The 17,125-nt window shown below is 59.6% G+C and carries 15 protein-coding genes; 7 read left to right on the forward strand and 8 right to left on the reverse strand.

Annotation, left to right across the window (positions count from 1 at the left end):
* Positions 1–7: 7 nt before the first annotated feature.
* The gene (locus AB8B02_RS18575; RefSeq protein ID WP_439064779.1) at positions 8–427 is read right to left on the reverse strand and encodes a BRCT domain-containing protein; all 420 of its coding nucleotides are present in this window, start codon (positions 425–427) and stop codon (positions 8–10) included.
* Positions 428–620: 193 nt separating this feature from the next.
* Between AB8B02_RS18575 and AB8B02_RS18580 the strand changes: the two genes are divergently transcribed.
* Positions 621–743 (forward strand): hypothetical protein, encoded by a 123-nt coding sequence (locus AB8B02_RS18580; RefSeq protein ID WP_439065964.1) that lies wholly within the window; start codon positions 621–623, stop codon positions 741–743.
* A gap of 23 nt (positions 744–766) precedes the next feature.
* A complete protein-coding gene (locus AB8B02_RS18585) occupies positions 767–1,765 on the forward strand; it encodes an aldo/keto reductase (RefSeq protein ID WP_439064780.1) in 999 nt (332 codons plus the stop codon).
* Between the two features lie 164 nt (positions 1,766–1,929).
* Here the strand turns inward: AB8B02_RS18585 and AB8B02_RS18590 are convergent, their stop codons facing one another.
* From AB8B02_RS18590 to AB8B02_RS18600, 3 genes are all read right to left on the reverse strand, one after another.
* Positions 1,930–2,928 (reverse strand): FkbM family methyltransferase, encoded by a 999-nt coding sequence (locus AB8B02_RS18590; RefSeq protein WP_439064781.1) that lies wholly within the window; start codon positions 2,926–2,928, stop codon positions 1,930–1,932.
* Between the two features lie 204 nt (positions 2,929–3,132).
* Positions 3,133–4,314, reverse strand: coding sequence for an acyltransferase family protein (locus AB8B02_RS18595; RefSeq protein ID WP_439064782.1), 1,182 nt, complete (start codon positions 4,312–4,314; stop codon positions 3,133–3,135).
* A 122-nt stretch (positions 4,315–4,436) separates the two neighbouring features.
* Positions 4,437–6,242, reverse strand: a complete 1,806-nt coding sequence (locus tag AB8B02_RS18600; RefSeq protein WP_439064783.1) for an alpha/beta fold hydrolase — start codon at positions 6,240–6,242, stop codon at positions 4,437–4,439.
* Between the two features lie 499 nt (positions 6,243–6,741).
* Between AB8B02_RS18600 and AB8B02_RS18605 the strand changes: the two genes are divergently transcribed.
* Genes AB8B02_RS18605 through AB8B02_RS18625 form a run of 5 tightly spaced genes read left to right on the forward strand, consistent with a single transcriptional unit; the run spans position 6,742 to position 12,645 of the window.
* Positions 6,742–6,987 carry an acyl carrier protein gene (locus AB8B02_RS18605; protein ID WP_309942668.1) on the forward strand — a complete coding sequence of 82 codons (246 nt, stop codon included), beginning with the start codon at positions 6,742–6,744 and terminating at the stop codon, positions 6,985–6,987.
* 19 nt (positions 6,988–7,006) lie between these two features.
* On the forward strand, positions 7,007–8,200 hold the full coding sequence (locus tag AB8B02_RS18610) for an acyl-CoA dehydrogenase family protein (protein WP_439064784.1): 1,194 nt from the start codon (positions 7,007–7,009) through the stop codon (positions 8,198–8,200).
* Between the two features lie 5 nt (positions 8,201–8,205).
* Positions 8,206–9,135, forward strand: a complete 930-nt coding sequence (locus tag AB8B02_RS18615) for an amino acid--[acyl-carrier-protein] ligase (RefSeq protein WP_439064785.1) — start codon at positions 8,206–8,208, stop codon at positions 9,133–9,135.
* A gap of 3 nt (positions 9,136–9,138) precedes the next feature.
* Entirely contained in the window at positions 9,139–10,131 is a 993-nt protein-coding gene (locus AB8B02_RS18620; protein WP_439064786.1) for a DUF1839 family protein, read from the forward strand.
* Between the two features lie 33 nt (positions 10,132–10,164).
* Positions 10,165–12,645 carry a glycosyl hydrolase 2 galactose-binding domain-containing protein gene (locus AB8B02_RS18625; RefSeq protein ID WP_439064787.1) on the forward strand — a complete coding sequence of 827 codons (2,481 nt, stop codon included), beginning with the start codon at positions 10,165–10,167 and terminating at the stop codon, positions 12,643–12,645.
* A 1,053-nt stretch (positions 12,646–13,698) separates the two neighbouring features.
* Here the strand turns inward: AB8B02_RS18625 and AB8B02_RS18630 are convergent.
* From AB8B02_RS18630 to AB8B02_RS18645, 4 genes are all read right to left on the reverse strand, one after another.
* Positions 13,699–14,520, reverse strand: coding sequence for an IS110 family transposase (locus AB8B02_RS18630; protein ID WP_439064788.1), 822 nt, complete (start codon positions 14,518–14,520; stop codon positions 13,699–13,701).
* Positions 14,489–14,764 carry a hypothetical protein gene (locus tag AB8B02_RS18635; protein WP_199711954.1) on the reverse strand — a complete coding sequence of 92 codons (276 nt, stop codon included), beginning with the start codon at positions 14,762–14,764 and terminating at the stop codon, positions 14,489–14,491. Before AB8B02_RS18635 ends, AB8B02_RS18630 begins: the two co-directional genes overlap by 32 nt.
* Positions 14,765–14,958: 194 nt before the next feature.
* Positions 14,959–15,498, reverse strand: a complete 540-nt coding sequence (locus AB8B02_RS18640; protein ID WP_120286959.1) for a lytic transglycosylase domain-containing protein — start codon at positions 15,496–15,498, stop codon at positions 14,959–14,961.
* Positions 15,499–15,586: 88 nt separating this feature from the next.
* Positions 15,587–16,846 (reverse strand): tyrosine-type recombinase/integrase, encoded by a 1,260-nt coding sequence (locus AB8B02_RS18645; RefSeq protein WP_120286960.1) that lies wholly within the window; start codon positions 16,844–16,846, stop codon positions 15,587–15,589.
* Positions 16,847–17,125: the final 279 nt, after the last annotated feature.

The following is a 17,125-nucleotide window of genomic DNA, read 5'->3' on the forward strand; positions in this document are numbered from 1 at the left end:
GCGCGAGTTACTGCACCATCAGCATGAAATCCGTCTCTCCTACGATGCGGATGGTCGCGCCATTGGCGATCATGCTTTCCGCCTTGCGGTGTTTCGATCTCTTTTCCTGCCCCTTCGTCAACCGCAGATCCTGGTCTCCGACCACGAGAATCGTCGTTTTCTTGGTCACGCTGTCGGCGACATCGCAGCCGGCCGACGCGGCGGCGCTGGCAGCTTGCTGTCGCGCGATCTGAAGAGCGCCCGTGAAAACGACCGTTTCGCCTGCAAGCGGGCCATCAGACAGGCCGGACTGAGCGACTTTTTTGCCGGCATAAGCAGGCGCCTGAATGCGACGCGGAGATGTATCGACCGTCGACGCGTAACCTATGTCATCAACCCATCGATGCAGCGGTGTTCCGCTGGCCTCTATCGCGAGCAACATCAACATTCCAGATGCTCGTGCGTCATCGACGGCCTGATGATGCGTAAACTCGATCCCGAACGATTTGGTAAGGTTCGCAAGACCGTAGCCGCCGTTCCCTCGAAACTGATCCCAAGTCCGTTTCGCGGCTTGGCAGGAATCCACCCAGGTGCACGGTAGCCCGCCCGTCCGGTATCGCCCAGCAGCGCGCGCAAGCGCTGTGCGATCGAAAGGGCTGTGGTGGACTATCACTGCGTTCTTCCACTTTCCGTTCCCGGGCCTCGGCCGGCTGCTGAAGACCGATGGCGCCTACGCCTGGGTGCCCGCCAACTGGCAGTTCTGACGCTCAGGAAAGAGGAGGCCCTCGTGGACCAATCGAAGATCAATCGACGCACTTTCCTCGGCACGATGGGCGCGGCGGCAACGGGGCTCGGTCTCGCCACCCAGGCGACGGCACAGGCCCAGGTGACGACGCAGGCCCAGCGGACGGAGGTGGCTTCGCCCGCTTCGGGGACCAGTCCAGATGTGCTGACCCGCACCTTGCGGCGCACCCGTGAGCGGCTCACCGCTCTCGGCCTCGGCACCTTCCTGACATTCGATCTGAAGCCCGGCGCGCGCCGCGACGGTCTCCGGCAGGTCTTCGAGCGATATGTTGCCGCGGGCGGCCGCGTCGTCGACACCTCGCCGCTTTATGGCTCGGCTGAGGTCAGCGTCAGCCAGTTCATGGGCGAGTATGCGGGATCTGACGGGATGTTCCTCGCCAACAAGGTCTGGGCCACCGGAGAATATCTCGGTGATGAGAGCCACGCCGAGGAAAGCTTTCGACAGTCGCGGCTGCGCACCTGGCGCGCGACGATCAATCTCATGCAATGCCACAGCATCACCAATGCGCCCGTCATCATCCCGCTCATGAAGTCCTGGAAGCGCGAAGGCCTCATACGCCATGTGGGCGTGACCCACCATGAGTCGGCGGCGCAGGATCAGTTGACGACCATCGTGGAACGCGACGGTGTGGACTTCGTCCAGACCAACTACTCGATATTCAATCGCGATGCCGAGCGCCGCCTGCTCCCAGCGGCCGCCGACAAGGGCGTCGGCGTGCTCATCAACCTGCCGCTTGAGAAAGCACGCCTGATGAAGGTGGTCGAGGGACGGGCACTACCGGGCTTCGCGCAGGAGTTCGGAGCGACCAGTTGGGCGCAGTTCTTCCTGAAATGGGTCATGGCGCACCCGGCCGTAGTATCGCTCGCTGAATCGACGCCCCTTGTCTTCCGATTCCGACTTCTTCTCGCCCGAGATAGAAAGGACGCCGTCAGCGATTTCTGCCCCCCGTTAGGTCTCATCTGCCTAATGTGGCCCGAATGATGCATCCTCACACCCATGACCGATCAAAGGACGCAACGCGGCGCTCGACAAAATCGCAGCGAAAATTTGGTAACACCGATTCACACAGTCTGAGTCTCGTCGATACACCGATCATTACCGCACATACACGCTGCGGCTCGTGTTAACACTGGCACCAGGTGATCTCAGATAAGGCGGTCGCCGACTCGGAAAGCATTTGCCTTGCGGACTTTCTCACTCACCCTCGCTACATCACGCACATAGATTGTATTGAATCTATCCATGCCCATTGTCGGTTCCAGTACGCGCGTGAATCCATCGTACTTCGCTGTAACGAAACCATTACTGAGAATCGTCTCATGCATCGCGCGATCGTCGAGATTGTAGTCGGAGGCCAGCCCGAGCGTCTCAACGATGACGATCTCAAGCTTGGAATCAGCAAGAAGCCGTTTCGCTCCCGCGATTACCGCGGGTTCAAATCCCTCCACATCGATAACCAGCATGTTCGGAGTCTCGGGGAGCACGTCGTCAAGTGCTCGGACGGGAATTGATAGCCCCGAACCATCCAAGACGATCCGGTCGTTTCCCCCGCGGTCGGTGGAGAAATTCAGATCGGAAGCCTCCTTTCCCGCCCCCATGTTGAGCGTGGTCACCAGGTTCGATACCTCATTGATCGCGACATTGTCGCGCAGAGCTTTGAATGTCGACGGCACCGGTTCCATGGCGATCACGCGTGCTTTTGCTACGCTGCTTGCCGCAATCGAAAGTGCGCCGATATTGGCGCCGACATCTCCCAAAAGATCACCTTCTCTAAGGAAGTGAAGCGCGAGCGAGACCTCTTCGACCTCAGGCAAGCCGAAGTAATAATTCACCGCAGCACCCGGCATCTGTTTGGATATAATAAGCCGGGAATCTCCGACGAAGGGTAAAACGATGGGCTGTTGAATGGCGCGGCTGGCAACCTGCCATCGCATGAACCTTAAGAACGTGCGACGTTTATTCTCGCGCGCCAGCGGATGACGGTTTGCGAAGCGCGACAGATGGTAGAGATCGGCCAGATTTCCCATAAAGGATGCCTTCTGAAGATTGCCTGATACCAAACATGAACTGCAGTGCAGGATATTGAGGGAGCAAATGGCGCCACCCATCCCTTGGAAGCCGTAAAACTCCGGAAGTACTTCCAATTTTAATCTAATCGTCAGGTTCGCAGCATTTGCCTCAGCCGCCACCGAGGACCGAACAGCTATTATCGGTACTTGTCTACAGCAATCGCGGGGAGTTCTGATTAACGTAAACGGTCTCTAGGAGACCGCCATCTCTCACCTAAAGCCTCCCAACGATCGCGGACAGTCTGCTGTATTGGGCGCGACAAGACAGGGACGCAGACTTCAATTTGACGGCGCCCCTGTGGGTAACGCTTCAACGACGGGGCTCTCCGCAGGCTGCCCCGGCGCTCCGCCAAAGTTTGCCCTGAAGGATGATAGCGGGCTCTCGAGAGCAAAATACGAGAGAACAGAAAGCGCAAGGGTAATCGCGAAGGCGAGGGCCACCTGCATCAATGGCGCTTTATTGCCGTTTAGCGCACCGTCGTTCAAGCCCAAATAGAACAACACCGGGAGATGGACAACGTACATCGCGTAGGAGATGTGGCCGAAGCCGCGCAAGATCGGCATCGACAGAAATGTGGTCAGCCCACGCTTCACGATGCCATCATCGAAAACCATCGTGCTGACGAAGGATACACTGATCATAGCGTAGGCAGCCAGGGCCACCGTCCAATATGCCGCTTGAGACGTGATGATGCCAGTGTCCCGGCCGACCCGATCGACAATCAGCAGTAAGATCGCGACAGCCAGCAACAGCACGCAATGCAGTCCATGCAGCGAGCGTTTTTCAAACTCGCGCACCGCCAACCAACCGCCAAGCGATAGCGACAGCATGCGCGTAAAGATCGACATATAAACGAGATCGCCGGACAAAACATTATCCCGGCTGCCATAAATTGCAGCGATCACGAGCCCGCTGACAATTGCAAGTGCTGGAATCACGCGCCCCGTAACAACGCTCAACAGGCGCTGCGGCACCAACAGGACCAGCAGCGGCCAGAAGAAATAAAACTGCTCCTCGACGGAGAGCGACCATGTTTGCTCGAGCGGATGCGGCGCAGGATGAAAAGGGTGGTAGAAATTGGACGTGTAGGACAGCAGACTGAGCGTATCCCACGCCCCAAAATGAAAAACGAAGTAGCAAGAGACTACGGCCATATAATAGACCGGGAAAATGCGCAGGGCGCGGCGCCCATAAAAGTTAGAGAAGGAAATACGGCCGGTCTTGGCGCGTTCCCGCAGCAACAGCCGGGTAATGAAGAAGCCGCTGATGGCAAAGAAAATGTCCAGCGCCACATAACCTGTCCGCGGCGCCTGATTGAGCTTCCAAGCGACGTTATATAGCTCACTGTCAACAACTTGCGGCAAGTGGCTGAAGACGACAACGAGCACCGCGACGCCACGAAAGCCGTCAAACGCCGGAAATTTTGTCAGCCGTTGAGAGCTGACCTCTGAGTCAGACATAATGGCCCTCCTCCACAAGGTCTATAGGGTTAAGCTTCATCTAATCGTACGCAGATAAGCGACATGAACACGTTTCCATAAGGCTCCTCAGCCCGAGGACAAGACGAAGCAGTCAAGGAACGTTAACGGCGCAAAAGAGATCTCAAGGGAAACCTGGATGCCTGTCGGCGCTGTTCGCGAGATGGCGGTGACGAAGGTGCCGCAAGCACGTCGCACAAGGCGTTCGTTAGTCGCGCACGCGCCGCCGAATGGGTGAAATCGTGGTCGGCATCAGGTATTATCGAAAACGAAGCCTTCGTATAGCGGCGTAGCCGCGCGCCCCTTCTTCCCATATACGTGCGGAATTCGCCCAGCGCGTGATCTCCTTCCGAAAAAAACATCGCTAGACAAACGCCGCGACTTTCGAGAATTTGGAAGCGGCGATGACCCTCGCTGTAGAGCTTCTGGCCGGCCCCGCCCGGGATGTGGCTGGCTATTAATGAGACAGTTCGAACAAGGCGTCTTGAGAGAGAAATAACCGGAGCTTTGACGCGCAAATTGCCTGACAGCAGTCGTCTCAGGCTTCGCTTGCTAAACAACATCGCAAGGGACCCGCCGATGGTGCGATGGGCCGATAACAAGGCTTCAGCGACGGTTTCCCGTGGGTCCCAGACAAAACGCATGATATTGATGGCGACGACATTGCGAACGCGCACATCTTGCACCGCTGCAAGGAATGCGGCGTAAGCACCGCTGCAGCGTCCGACCAAGGCGATCGGGCCGGCATCGAGCTTCTCTACATAGTCGATCGCGTGACGCAGGTCAGCAGTTTGCTCTTCCGAATAAAGCACTTCGGCCGGCGCGCCTGCCGACGCCGCACTGTCGCCTATACCGCCGGCGTCGATTCTCAACGAAGCGATCCCGCGCTCCGCGAGGGCCCGAGCCTGTTCTACTGCCGCGCGACCCCAGCCGATGTGATAGTCGCGCCCCGAATTAGCGAGCACTGCGATAGCTGTAGGCCTTCGACCGAGCGGCAGACACAGGACTCCGAAGAGCCGCTCGTCTGGCCCAAACCGAACCGGCAACTCGTCATAGTGAGGTCCGGCGATTGGCCGCGCGGGCCCTACCACTTTGGCAGAACAGTTGGCGCCCGCGATTGGAAGATGCCCGAGATTGTCGATCCATGACACAATGCGTGTCAGCGTGCCGAGCTGTGGACCGGCCAAGCTTGGATTTTGCAGGATATTTTCGTATCCCTCGTAGTCGATGGACGAAACATCGGCTCCGAGCGTCTTCAGGTGGCTGCCGATTGAGCTGTCGCGGGACATTTGACTGCGCTCGACCAACAGGACCCGTGCGGCGGGAGGCTCAGTTGTCCGAGTAAGATCGATAGTTTTGATGGCTGCGGCACGGCCGCTTGCCAGAGGAATACCAGCGACGCTGTAGCCGTTGTCGGAAGGGTCGGGCCCGATACCCATCCGGTCGGTCAACATGCGTGACCAGGCCTGGAGTTCACGAAGATAGGCGCGGCCTTTGACGACCGGCGCCATCAGGACCGTTGCTGCGACGTCCGGTAATTCGGTTGCGAGTTGGACGGCCAGACTCGCGCCAAGGCCTTGTCCGACCAGAACGAGTTCGATGCCGGGATTGTATTCCCGCAAGAATGCAACGCACTCACGGGCAGCAACAAACCAGTCAGAGATGCCTTCGGGGTCGCCGGCGAGATCGATAGCATCTGCCGTGCCGGGATAATCGAATCTGAGGCATGCATGACCTGCCGCCGCGATGTACTCGGCCAAAGCACTCCATGTGGCGCGGGTACACAATTCCTCATATCCGATCGGTGCAAGCAACAGCACCGCCTTGCGTCCGCACCGGTCAATGCAGCCCGTGTGATAAAAGCCGCCGAAAGTATCGAACGTTACAGGTGCGCCATATCGGGATGTCATGATCTTGAAACTATCACAGTTTGCCGAATCCAATTCGTCGGCCGAACGGCGTCAGCATATCGATATTTTCGCTGCTTAGCAGCCGCCCTTGCCGGATGCCAATTTATTAACTCAGGGGCGACGAAGGTGTCATTCGATATCGCGTTCCATCATTAACGTGTACCCGGCGCGATACGTTGCCGCCGATAGTTAGCTATTTCCTAATCATGGTGCATTATCTCGCGCTATCGACTTGAAGCCGCTGATCCTGCCATCAGCGCCGTGGCTCAAAAGCACCCGACTGATAATCGCGACCGCAGCAACCCGCGCCAGGATTGACGAAAGCGTCCATTTTGCGTGATTGCATCTTCATTTTGTTAATCTTGACGCCGGAACGGTCTGTTGCATTTGAGGCTTATTACGATTCTCTCTACCTTTGATTGGTATCTGGTCCATATCACTATGAGCCGCTCGCATCCCTGGCGAAGCAATGGACTTTTTGTAGCGTTGGAGAAACTTCATGCGTGACCGTGTCCGCACCATTGTCGGATCGCTGAACCTACTTCCCGTTCCAGTCGATGGCTTATCCGACCAGGACAATCTGTTCGATGCGGGCATGACGTCGTTCGGTTCAGTTCAGCTGATGATGGCCATCGAGGAAGAATTCGATATAGAATTTCCCAACAGTCTGCTGACTCGCAAGACATTTGCGACGCTTGGTGGGTTGATTTCTGCCGTCGAACAGCTCGTCTCTGAGAAAGTCTAGGGTCGTGATCCCGAACGCGGTGAAGCAAGGCATTGACGTGCCCGAAGCCGTGTCCTGGCGTGACGCGATGCGGCGGGTTGCCATCGACGTTGCTTCGCCAAATGCCGCTCTTGCGGACCTAACCGCGACGTTTCCAGCGCAGACATTCGAAGCTCTTCGTCGTAACAAGATGCTCGGCTTGATGGTACCTAGAAGCCTTGGTGGTCAGGAATTGGAATTGCGCAAGATTGCCAATCTTTGCGCGATTCTCGCGGGCGCGTGCGGCGCCAGCGGCATGATTTACGCCATGCATCAGATCAAGCTATCGAGCCTGGTCGCCCATGGTATGCAAACCGAATATCATCGCGGGCTCATGCGCGATGTAGCTGTCGAGCAGCTGCTGATCGCGTCGTCGACCACGGAGGCTGGTATCGGCGGCGATCTGCGGATATCGAATTGCGCGATCGAGACGACGGGTGATCGGGTTTCGCTGACAAAGCAGGCAAGTGTCCTGTCCTATGCCGCAGAAGCCGATATCATCATGGCGACCGCGCGGCGCGCTCCGGCGTCCGTCGGGTCCGATCAGGTCCTGATCGCGCTGCGGCGTAGCGACTACCAACTTCAGCGCACCGCTGAGTGGAATACGCTCGGCATGCGCGCCACCTGCTCCGAGGGTTTCCTGCTGACGGCAACAGCCGGAGCCGATCAGATCTTTCCGAAGCCGTTCCACGAGATCGCGGTGCAATCCATGCTGGCCACCGCGCATGTTCTGTGGGCGAGCGTCTGGTTCGGGATCGCGACCGATGCTTTGTCGCGCGGGCATGCCTCGGTTCGAGCAACGGCGCGGCGCGTGCCGTCCGATTTCGCGGGGCCGCTCCCAGGCGCGGCTCGACTGGCCGAGGCCACCGCCAAATTGCAGACGTTCAAGTCCACGCTCGTCGCCCATATTGAGCGGTTCGAGACTGCGAAGCGCAACGAAGACGATCTCAGCTCGATCAATTTCGCGATCGAAATGAACAATCTCAAGGTCATGGCTTCGACCATGGCCGTCGACATCGTACGTGAAGCGCTGATGGTGACGGGCATCGCCGGCTATCGCAACGACGGTCCATTCTCGGTCGGCCGCCATCTCAGGGATGTGCTGTCGGCGCCGCTGATGGTGGCTAACGATCGCATCCTCGCCAACACCGCTGGCCTCGTGGTCGCGAGCCGATTTGACTCAGATCTGGAGTGATAGCGATGAACGCGCCTGTTAAAGTCGTGCAAAGTCCGGAAGCATTTCTCGACGCCCTGTTCGACGAGTCGATCCTGATCAGGACCGGCGTCGACGGGCTCTATGGCCGCGCCGGTGTGTTCGAAGAGGTCATCGACGGGTTCGAAGCCGCGGTGACGAAAATAGCCGTCGGCGATCAGGCGACGCGGATTCATTTTCCGCCAGGCATGCCGCGCAAAAATCTTGTGAAAGCCGGTTACCTGAAGAGCTTTCCGCAATTGGCCGGCTGCGTCCACTCTTTCATGGGCGATAACGCCGACCATGCCAAGCTCGTCGGCATGATCGAGCGGGGCGAAGACTGGACCGAGATGCAGGATGCGACGGAAGTCGCGCTGACGCCAGCTGCCTGCTACCCGCTTTATCCTACTGTCGCGGCGGAAGGTCCGGTGCCGGAAGGCGGTCGGCTGTTCGATCTCAAGTCATACTGCTTCCGCCATGAGCCCTCGAAGGATCCGGCGCGGATGCAGCTGTTCCGGATGCGCGAATTCGTCCGCATCGGCACGGCCGACGAAGTGATATCTTTCCGGGCCACTTGGCTCGAGCGCGGCGAAAAGCTGATCGCTTCGTTGGGCCTGCCTTGCGTTATCGATGTGGCCAACGATCCCTTCTTCGGGCGCACTGGCCGCGTCATGGCGTCGAGCCAGCGCGACCAAGGTCTGAAATTTGAGTTGCTGATCCCGGTCGCCAGCGATGAAAATCCGACCGCGTGTCTGTCATTCAACTATCATCAGAGCCATTTCGGCAGCCTGTGGGGCGTGCATTTCGCAGGCGGCGAAGTCGCACATTCGGCCTGCGTCGGCTTCGGCCTGGAGCGGACGGCGCTGGCGCTATTCCGTCACCACGGCACCAAGGTCGACGCGTGGCCCGCGGATGTCCGCCGCGTGCTGTGGGGCTAGGCCTTGCAAACCGCCTGCGCCATCGATGGACTGGATCCCGCAACCTATGTGCGTCACGGGCTGCATGATCCCGCGCGCAACTGGCCCGAGACCAACTGCTACGTCGATCTGCTGATCGAGGTGCTGGCCCAGCGCGGGCATGATCCCCGCGCCGCGCTGGCTTTCACGGTCGCGCAGGATTACGAGGGCGACCAGTTCACGTTTTTCAAGATTCCGGCCGCCGATCTCGCGCTGCTGTACGGGGTCGAGATTCTGGAGCTCGCGATCTTCGATCAGCTGGAAGAGCACGCCCGCGTGCAGCTGGCAAGCGGCCGTCTGCCGCTGATCGAGGTCGATTCCTACTATCTGCCGGATACCCGCGGCATCACCTATCGCCACAGCCACAGCAAAACGACCATCGGCGTCAACGTCCTGGATTCGGTCGACCGCCGGCTCGATTACTTTCATAACGGCGGATACTTCCGTCTCGAAGGCGAGGATTTCGAGGCGCTGTTGCGGCCCGTGCGTGACAACGGCCTGCCGCTTTTCCCTTACGTCGAATTCATCAAGTTTGGTCCGGCGTCTTCTGCTCATAAGCAGATCGAAATGTCTCGCACGTTGCTGGCGCAACATCTGTGTCGTCGTCCGGCGCGGAATCCATTTACCGCATGGGGCGGCGTGATCGGTGCCGACATAGGCCGGCTGATGGAACGGCCTCCTGAGTGGTTTCACGCCTACGCTTTCAGTACATTACGTCAGGCCGGCGCGAATTTCGAACTGCTCGCGACCTATCTGGCGTGGTTGCAGGAGCACGGTGACCCGACGCTTGAGCGCGCCAGGCTGGCCGCGGAGGCGATCGCCGGCGGCACCAAGATCATGCAGTTTCAATTCGCCCGTGCCTCGGCCCGCGGCAAGGTTCCGGATGTGGCGGATGCCATCCGCCAGCTCGCGACCGATTACGATATCGCCCTCGACAGCCTCATGAACGGTTTCGCGGCTCGCGGCGCCGCGGCATGATTTCCCTGTGACCTGATCGGCCTGTTGATTGCCATGACCGACATCCGCGCCATGACGGGACGCCAGGTGCAGCCGCTCGACAGCGGCTGGGAACTGGCGCTGTCTCTCCCTCACGCATGGCAGGAGCCCGGCGGGTTGAGTGAAGCCGTCTGGTTGCCCGCGATCGTCCCTGGAACGGTCTCGGGTGCGCTGCGGGCCCTCGGACAATGGAGCCTCACCGACCCTCAGCCGCTGCACGACAAGGACGTCTGGTACCGGGTCCAAATCAGTGGACGCGGCAAGCGCAAGCTGCGGTTCGAGGGGCTCGCGACATTCGCCGAGGTTTTCCTCGATGGCAGACTCATCCTGACCGGGAGCTCGATGTTCGAGCCGTGTGAGGCCGAGATTGTGCTCGGCGGTGAGCATTGGATGCATATCGCCTTCAGGAGCCTCCGCGGCGTGCTGGCAGGAACGAAAGGCCCTCGGCCACGCTGGAAGACGATGATGATCGAGGAGCCACGGCTGCGGTTCCTGCGAACCACGCTGATCGGGCACATGCCCGGATGGTGCCCGCCCGTCGATGTGGCCGGCCCATACCGGTCTGTGCTGCTGATCGAAGAGGGAATTGGTCGCGCCGACAATGTCGATCTGCGCAGCCGGCTCGACGACACCGAAGGCGTTTTGACGCTCTCGCTCGATCTGTCGGGAGTGGCCGAAGGCGTGACGCCGGTCCTGCACTGCGCCGGGGCGGAGGCGCTGCTGATACCGCTCGACGCGGAAACACCGCTGACCGAAACGGTGCGCTGGCAGGGCACACTGCGGATCCCCGATGTGGATCTGTGGTGGCCTCACACGCATGGTAGCCCGACGCTCCATGCGGTGACCATCGACATCGGTACCGTCCGGATCGATTTGGGAGAGGTTGGATTTCGCCGGATCGCGGTCGATCGCGGGCCGGACGGACATGGCTTCACCCTGCATGTGAACGGCGTCCGCATTTTTTGCCGCGGCGCATGCTGGACGCCGATCGACGTGGTCGGCCTGCAGGCATCCGAGGCGGATTACGCGCGGGACCTTAGCCTGGTGCAAGGTGCTGGCCTCAACATGGTCCGTCTCAGCGGGACCATGGTCTATGAGACCCGGAGTTTCCACCGCCTCTGCGACCGGCTCGGCATCATGGTCTGGCAGGACGTCATGATGGCCAATTTTGATTACCCGTCGGATGTGGCCTTTGCTGAAGTCATCCACAGCGAAGTCACGACAGTCGTTAGCCGCTTGAACGCGTCGCCGTCATTGGTCGTGATATCAGGGGGCAGTGAGGTTGGTCAGCAAGCTGCGATGATGGGCCTGCCGCGCGAAATGCGCGACGTCCCGCTGGCCGAAACCGTCATTCCCGAGGCTCTGGCAGGCTTCAGCGACGTCGCCTATGTGCCGGGTTCTCCGTCGGGCGGCGCCCTGCCCTTCGTGGCCGAGGCAGGCCCGTCGCATTATTACGGGGTTGGCGCATATTTGCGGCCCCTCGACGATGCGCGCCGCGCCAATGTCCGCTTTGCCTCCGAGTGTCTCGCTTTCGCCAACCTGCCGGACGATCGTCACTTCGCTAGCCATCGGCTCGATCCTGTCAGCAATTCGGAACGCTGGCTCGCCGGCGTCCCGCGCGACGGAGGCGCGTCTTGGGATTTCGACGATGTGCGCGAGCATTATCTTCAGGCGCTGTGGAACGAAGACGGCCGCAGCCTGCGCTCCAGCGAACCCAAGCGCTGGCGCCAGCTATCGCGCGCGATCACAGCCGAGGTCATCGAACGGACGATCGACGAATGGCGCCGTCCAGCCTCCACTACGGCTGGCGCGCTGATATGGCTGTGGCGCGATCTGCGGCCCGGAGCAGGCTGGGGCTTGCTGGATTCCGACGGCCGCCCGAAATCGGCCTTCTACGCCCTGCGCCGCGCCTCGCAGCCGCTGCGCTTGTCGATCACTGACGAAGGCACCAACGGGCTCTATCTGCATCTCGTCAACGACACGCCGCGGGCCGCCTCAGGCAAACTGACTTTGCGTTGCCTGAGAGACGGCAAGACGCCGGTGATCGAAGCGGTGCGCAATGTGACCATCGCACCGCATGCCGGGCTTTCAATCGGAGCGTTCGAGATGTTCGACCGGTTCTTCGACGCCGGTCACTGCTATCGCTTTGGGCCAGCCGCGCATAACACCGTGCATGCAACGTTCGCAGCCGAGGACTCCGATCAACCTCGAGAGGCCTTTCATTTTCTTTGCCCCCCGACGTCGGCGGTTGACCAGACGATTGGCGCGGTGCTTGGTGAAGACGACGCCGGTTTCTTTCTCGACCTGCGAGCCGTCACGGCGACGCGTTTTGTTGAAATCGTGGACAACGAATTCTTGCCCGACGACAATTATTTCCATTTAGCGTTCGGCCATCGCAAGATCGTGCGTTTGGCACCGCGTCTGCATTCGGCCCACCATTTGCGCCCATCGGGGAGGGTTTCTGCGCTCACTCTGCGAACTGAAGTCGAATACTGACTTCGCAGTGGTCCATTGGTGTCGGCATGCAGTTCTCAGCCAAGAGGTTTCATCCGATAATTTGTACCGCCAGCAGCCGCCAGGTGCTCCTTCAAGCCTCGACCGGCCGCGAGCGGAAATGTTATTCAGGAACTGAGCATCTGTGCGAATGAAATCGAATTGGAAGCCAAGACCCGGTCCCAAGGAAGACCAGCGCTACTAGTGTCTCCTTTGCGCCAGAAGCGGTCGTTCTCACCTTCCCGCAGATCGCGATAAGCCGTGCGTATGCTGTCTCACCAGCGCAGCGAAAACGTCGTAGCCGCTCATGCCGCCTTCGCTAGTTCACTTTACAGACCGCAGGAGCCGGTACGATCCGTATCGGAGTTTGGGAACCGTACAACCGCATTGTCAGGTTGAAGCCTACGGCCGGCGCAGGCAGCACCTAGTTGATGAAGCTCTTCGGCTTCGGCGCTCGCGTGCCGCGGATGCGGCCAGGCCGGATGCGTAAATCGCTGTCGCCCGCGCTCATCGCAAAGGCTCCACGAACAGGGAATGCCGGGCAGTGCCGAAAACACTGTTGAATTCATTGGCGAAAGCATCAGGCGCGGCACGCGCCCCGACCGACGGCACGCCCGAACCCAAGCCATTCCAATGGCTTGTGGTTTAAGCGGCGAGCCTCTTTTATCTCGCCTTCCTAATCGGGCGGTCAAAGTCAACACTTCGCTACGCTTTTTCGCGATTTTCCGCATATCACCAATTCCTTTCTCTCTGCGCTGATGGTGAGCAGAGTCCGCCACAACCACGTGCACGATCTGCATTCTCCAGGCGGGGTCCATGCGTTCCTTCGCGTTCAGCACTTGGCTGTCGCATGCTCTTCATCAGGTTCGTAAACAGGGCTGTTCAAGCAGTCCGGCGCTCTCCTCACGTGGACGGAAGCAGGCAAGAGATAGCGGACATTCCCCGTTTCACGGCCCCGCCAGCGGACGCTCAACGCGCGCGCGGATCTCTAATCTTTGCTCCTCCTCAACATGCCGGGTGCAACACCAGCGTTAAGCTTTCGTGCTCCTGCAGCAGTTACTTTGCAGGCTTCAATCGCAGTCGCTGCGTCGCCTTTGCACCAAAGCCGACATGGAAGTCCGTTTCGCCGACCCACATTCGATGTAGGATGCCCGCGAGCTTGCGCGCGACCGCGACGATCGCGCACAGCATGCTTGACCGCTTGGCTATCCGCGGGCCCCACGCCCGCAACGCCGACCATTTCCTGACCCGCAGCAGAAGACTTGCGGCCGCCTCGCAAAGCGCCTCGCGAACCGCGACGTCACCCTGCTTCGTAATTCGGCCTTCATAGTCGATGGAGGTTCCAGACTGGTGCCCTCTCGGCGTCAGGCCAAAATGCGCACCAAGTGTCCGAGATCGCGCAAAACGAAGAGGACCATCAACACCGACCTTGAACGAAAGGGCCGCAACGAGACCCACGCCGGGTACGGTCATTAATCGACGACAAATCGCATCATGCTGGACTACCTGCAGGAGCACCTTATGCAATCGTTCGTAGCCTTCGAAGATCGCTCGCCGCACCTCCAGCATAGCTTCAATCATCATGGTAAATACCGGATCGCCGTGCTCGATCAACTCGCGGACTCGCGCTTCGTATCCCCCGCGGCCGACTGCTCCAACCATCAGACCGCAAGCCCTAAGCGTACCACGAATGTGGTTTTCAATATCGATCAGCTTGCGCTTGAGGAGCTTCCTGTTGGCTAATAACGAGCGCATCTTCTGCATCTCGATGTTCTTGACATGGACCGCGCGGTACCAGGCCAGGCGCATCATCTGCGCAACGCCTCGGGCGTCGTCACGGTCCGTCTTATTGCGCATCGTCGACAGCGAGACACGCATATGGCGCGCTTCGACAACAATGATCGGGACCCCGGCCGGCTGAAAGTTCACGGTACAACCAGATGCCGAGCGACGACGCTTCGACACCGACCGTATCGAGGCGATCCGCGTAGCTTTCAAGAGCGAAGCGGATCGCCGCCGGCACCGTGTTGATCTTTATCTCGCGCACCGTAAGACCCTCACTATCGACGATGCAAAGGCTGGTTTCCTCAAGGCCGACGTCCAATCCAACATACAGTTTCATTGGAGCTCTCCGTTGTGTGAACGACCACATAAGTCGTTGCACCACGCTTCGGATTCCGCCACGGCCGTGCTATTCTCGTGCACCGGTTTCTCGAAGCCCGATTTGAAGAGCCGTCGTCGTGTTTCCCTGCTGCTCTCGCCCTCCCAGCCGTTCTATCCCGAAGCACCTTATGGCGCGCGAGACTGCACATCCCGTCATGACTGGCCACCGGCATTAGATCGAGCAACAAACAGGCTGCGCGCTTGCGGCACGATTGCTGGGAGATCGCGCATCGGATCACTCGTCGAAGCGCGGTTCGATCGAAGCTCAGCCGACACCTGATCGGCAGCGGTTGCGCGTTCGGATCGCCCGACGAACAGCGGCGCCTCGGTCCATGACTTCGAATGAACAGCAGCGACGGAGGGCGGACCGGCGAGTTCACCGCCACCCAACAAAAGAGTAATCTTTGCCACATAGGCGAGGGTCTCCGCCGGCAGTGGACGGCCCGCGAGATAGTGTTCGTAGCGGCACGGGCCCGCATTGTACGGGACGAGGAAACCGGGCGAGCCATAGCGGTCGTGCAGTTCGCGGAGGTACACAGCACCGGCCAGGATGCCGTCATGGGGATCGTAGGGATCGTTGCCGAAGCGGCGATGTGCGCGCAGGTCCGCCCAGGTCTCGGGCATGATCTGCATCAATCCCATCGCACCTTTTGGCGATCTGGCCCGCGGGTCACCGGCACTTTCGACGGTCATCACGGCGCGTATCCAGTGCGCCGGTACAGCAAGCGGCGCCGCGACCGATTGAAGCGGCGTTGTCTAGCTAGTACGGTAGGTTCGACGGCTAGGATGCTGACGACGATCGGGATCGCCGGGCCTTCGCGGTCGACAGAACGGTTCCGGACCTGCGGAGGTCATCCAGGTAATCTGCGTACCACTGCATCATCGGGACGCGTTCTTCCCAATATTCGGCGCCATTATAGGCACCGCGAACCTCGTCTTCCTCTTGGTGCGCTAATTGACGCTCGATAGCATCGCTATCCCAACGGCGCCTGCCATCCGAGCGGCGGCTTTCGTTCAGCAGTGTCGATGCCGTCGACCGGAAGCCATGCGCGGTCACTTGCGCTTTCGTGTACCCAAGCCGGCGAAGCGCAGCGTTTAGCGTCCCATCGGAAATTGGACGATGCCACGAGCGGATCTGCGGAAACAAATAGGGCGACGTGCCTGTGACTTCGCGAAGGTCATTGATGATCGCAATCGCCTGTCGAGACAGCGGCACTTTGTGTGGCCGCGGCATCTTCATTTTTTCCTTCGGAATGTTCCAGACGGCGTCCCGCAGATCGAATTCCTTCCATTCCGCGTGCCGCAGTTCGCCCGGCCGAACGAAGGTAAGGGCGATCAGCTGCAACGCTGCGCGTGTTGTGATCTGACCGTCCATGTCGTCGATCGCGCGGAGAAGCGCGCCGACGGCCTTCGGCTCGGTGATGGCGGCCCGGTGATTGACCTTTGGCGCTATGAGGGCCCCCGTTAGGTCAGCCGATGGGTCGCGCTCGGCGCGATTGGTGCTGATCGCATATTTGAAGACACGACCGCTAATGCTGCGGGCGCGTCGGGCCGTGTCATATCGCCCTCGCCTCTCGATCTTTCGAAGTACATCAAGCAATTCCGACGCCTTGATTTCGGCGATCGGTCGATCGCCCAAATCGGCGTTGATGAAGCCGAGAAGCCATTTTTTCTTCTCAATTGTCTTTGGGTCGTCGCCCTCGGCTTCGAACTTCGTGATCAGTTCGTCCGCGACGATCCGGAACGTATTGCTGCGCGCGATGCGCGCCGCGCTGCGATCCAACTTGCGCTGCGCGGACGGATCGATGCCCTTGGCCAGAAGCGTCTTGTTCGCGTCCCGACCGGCGCGGGCGTCGGCGAGACTGACCGCCGGATAGGCGCCCAGCGCGATCAGCTTCTGCTTTCCGTCGAACCGATACGCCTGCCGCCAAAGCCGCGACCCGTTCTTTTCAACAAGCAAATGCAGCCCGCCTCCGTCGCTGATTTTGTAGGGCTTCGTGGCGGATTTGGCGGCACGGCAGGCGGCATCCGAAAGCGGCATCGATTAGGTCCCCGCAGTCAATCTACCAACACGCGATCGACGGGATACCAACAGCAATACCAACAAAAACAACGGCTGCCGGCGGACGGTCGCGAATGTCAGCGAACGAGAAAGCGCTCTAATTCAAGCACTTATAGCACATCAGCGGACAGAGGAGGAAGCTGGGGGACAACAAATGGTGCCCAGGGGCGGGTTGTACCACGCTCACCTTAAACTCTGCAAAAACAACTACTTAGAGCCACCTAATTTTATGGCTGTGTATCACTCAATTGTATTAAT

Origin of the sequence: Tardiphaga sp. 862_B3_N4_1 (assembly GCF_051811085.1) — a bacterium.
Classification (GTDB): Bacteria; Pseudomonadota; Alphaproteobacteria; order Rhizobiales; family Xanthobacteraceae; genus Tardiphaga; species Tardiphaga robiniae.

What these genes read in the sequence shown, in the direction of transcription:
- AB8B02_RS18575 (WP_439064779.1), bottom strand. Translation starts at nt 427, where the DNA reads ATGTTGATGTTGCTCGCGATAGAGGCCAGCGGAACACCGCTGCATCGA.
- AB8B02_RS18595 (WP_439064782.1), bottom strand. Translation starts at nt 4,314, where the DNA reads ATGTCTGACTCAGAGGTCAGCTCTCAACGGCTGACAAAATTTCCGGCG.
- AB8B02_RS18600 (WP_439064783.1), bottom strand. Translation starts at nt 6,242, where the DNA reads ATGACATCCCGATATGGCGCACCTGTAACGTTCGATACTTTCGGCGGC.
- AB8B02_RS18605 (WP_309942668.1), top strand. Translation starts at nt 6,742, where the DNA reads ATGCGTGACCGTGTCCGCACCATTGTCGGATCGCTGAACCTACTTCCC.
- AB8B02_RS18615 (WP_439064785.1), top strand. Translation starts at nt 8,206, where the DNA reads ATGAACGCGCCTGTTAAAGTCGTGCAAAGTCCGGAAGCATTTCTCGAC.
- AB8B02_RS18625 (WP_439064787.1), top strand. Translation starts at nt 10,165, where the DNA reads ATGACCGACATCCGCGCCATGACGGGACGCCAGGTGCAGCCGCTCGAC.
- AB8B02_RS18630 (WP_439064788.1), bottom strand. Translation starts at nt 14,520, where the DNA reads ATGCGTGTCTCGCTGTCGACGATGCGCAATAAGACGGACCGTGACGAC.
- AB8B02_RS18635 (WP_199711954.1), bottom strand. Translation starts at nt 14,764, where the DNA reads ATGAAACTGTATGTTGGATTGGACGTCGGCCTTGAGGAAACCAGCCTT.
- AB8B02_RS18640 (WP_120286959.1), bottom strand. Translation starts at nt 15,498, where the DNA reads ATGACCGTCGAAAGTGCCGGTGACCCGCGGGCCAGATCGCCAAAAGGT.
- AB8B02_RS18645 (WP_120286960.1), bottom strand. Translation starts at nt 16,846, where the DNA reads ATGCCGCTTTCGGATGCCGCCTGCCGTGCCGCCAAATCCGCCACGAAG.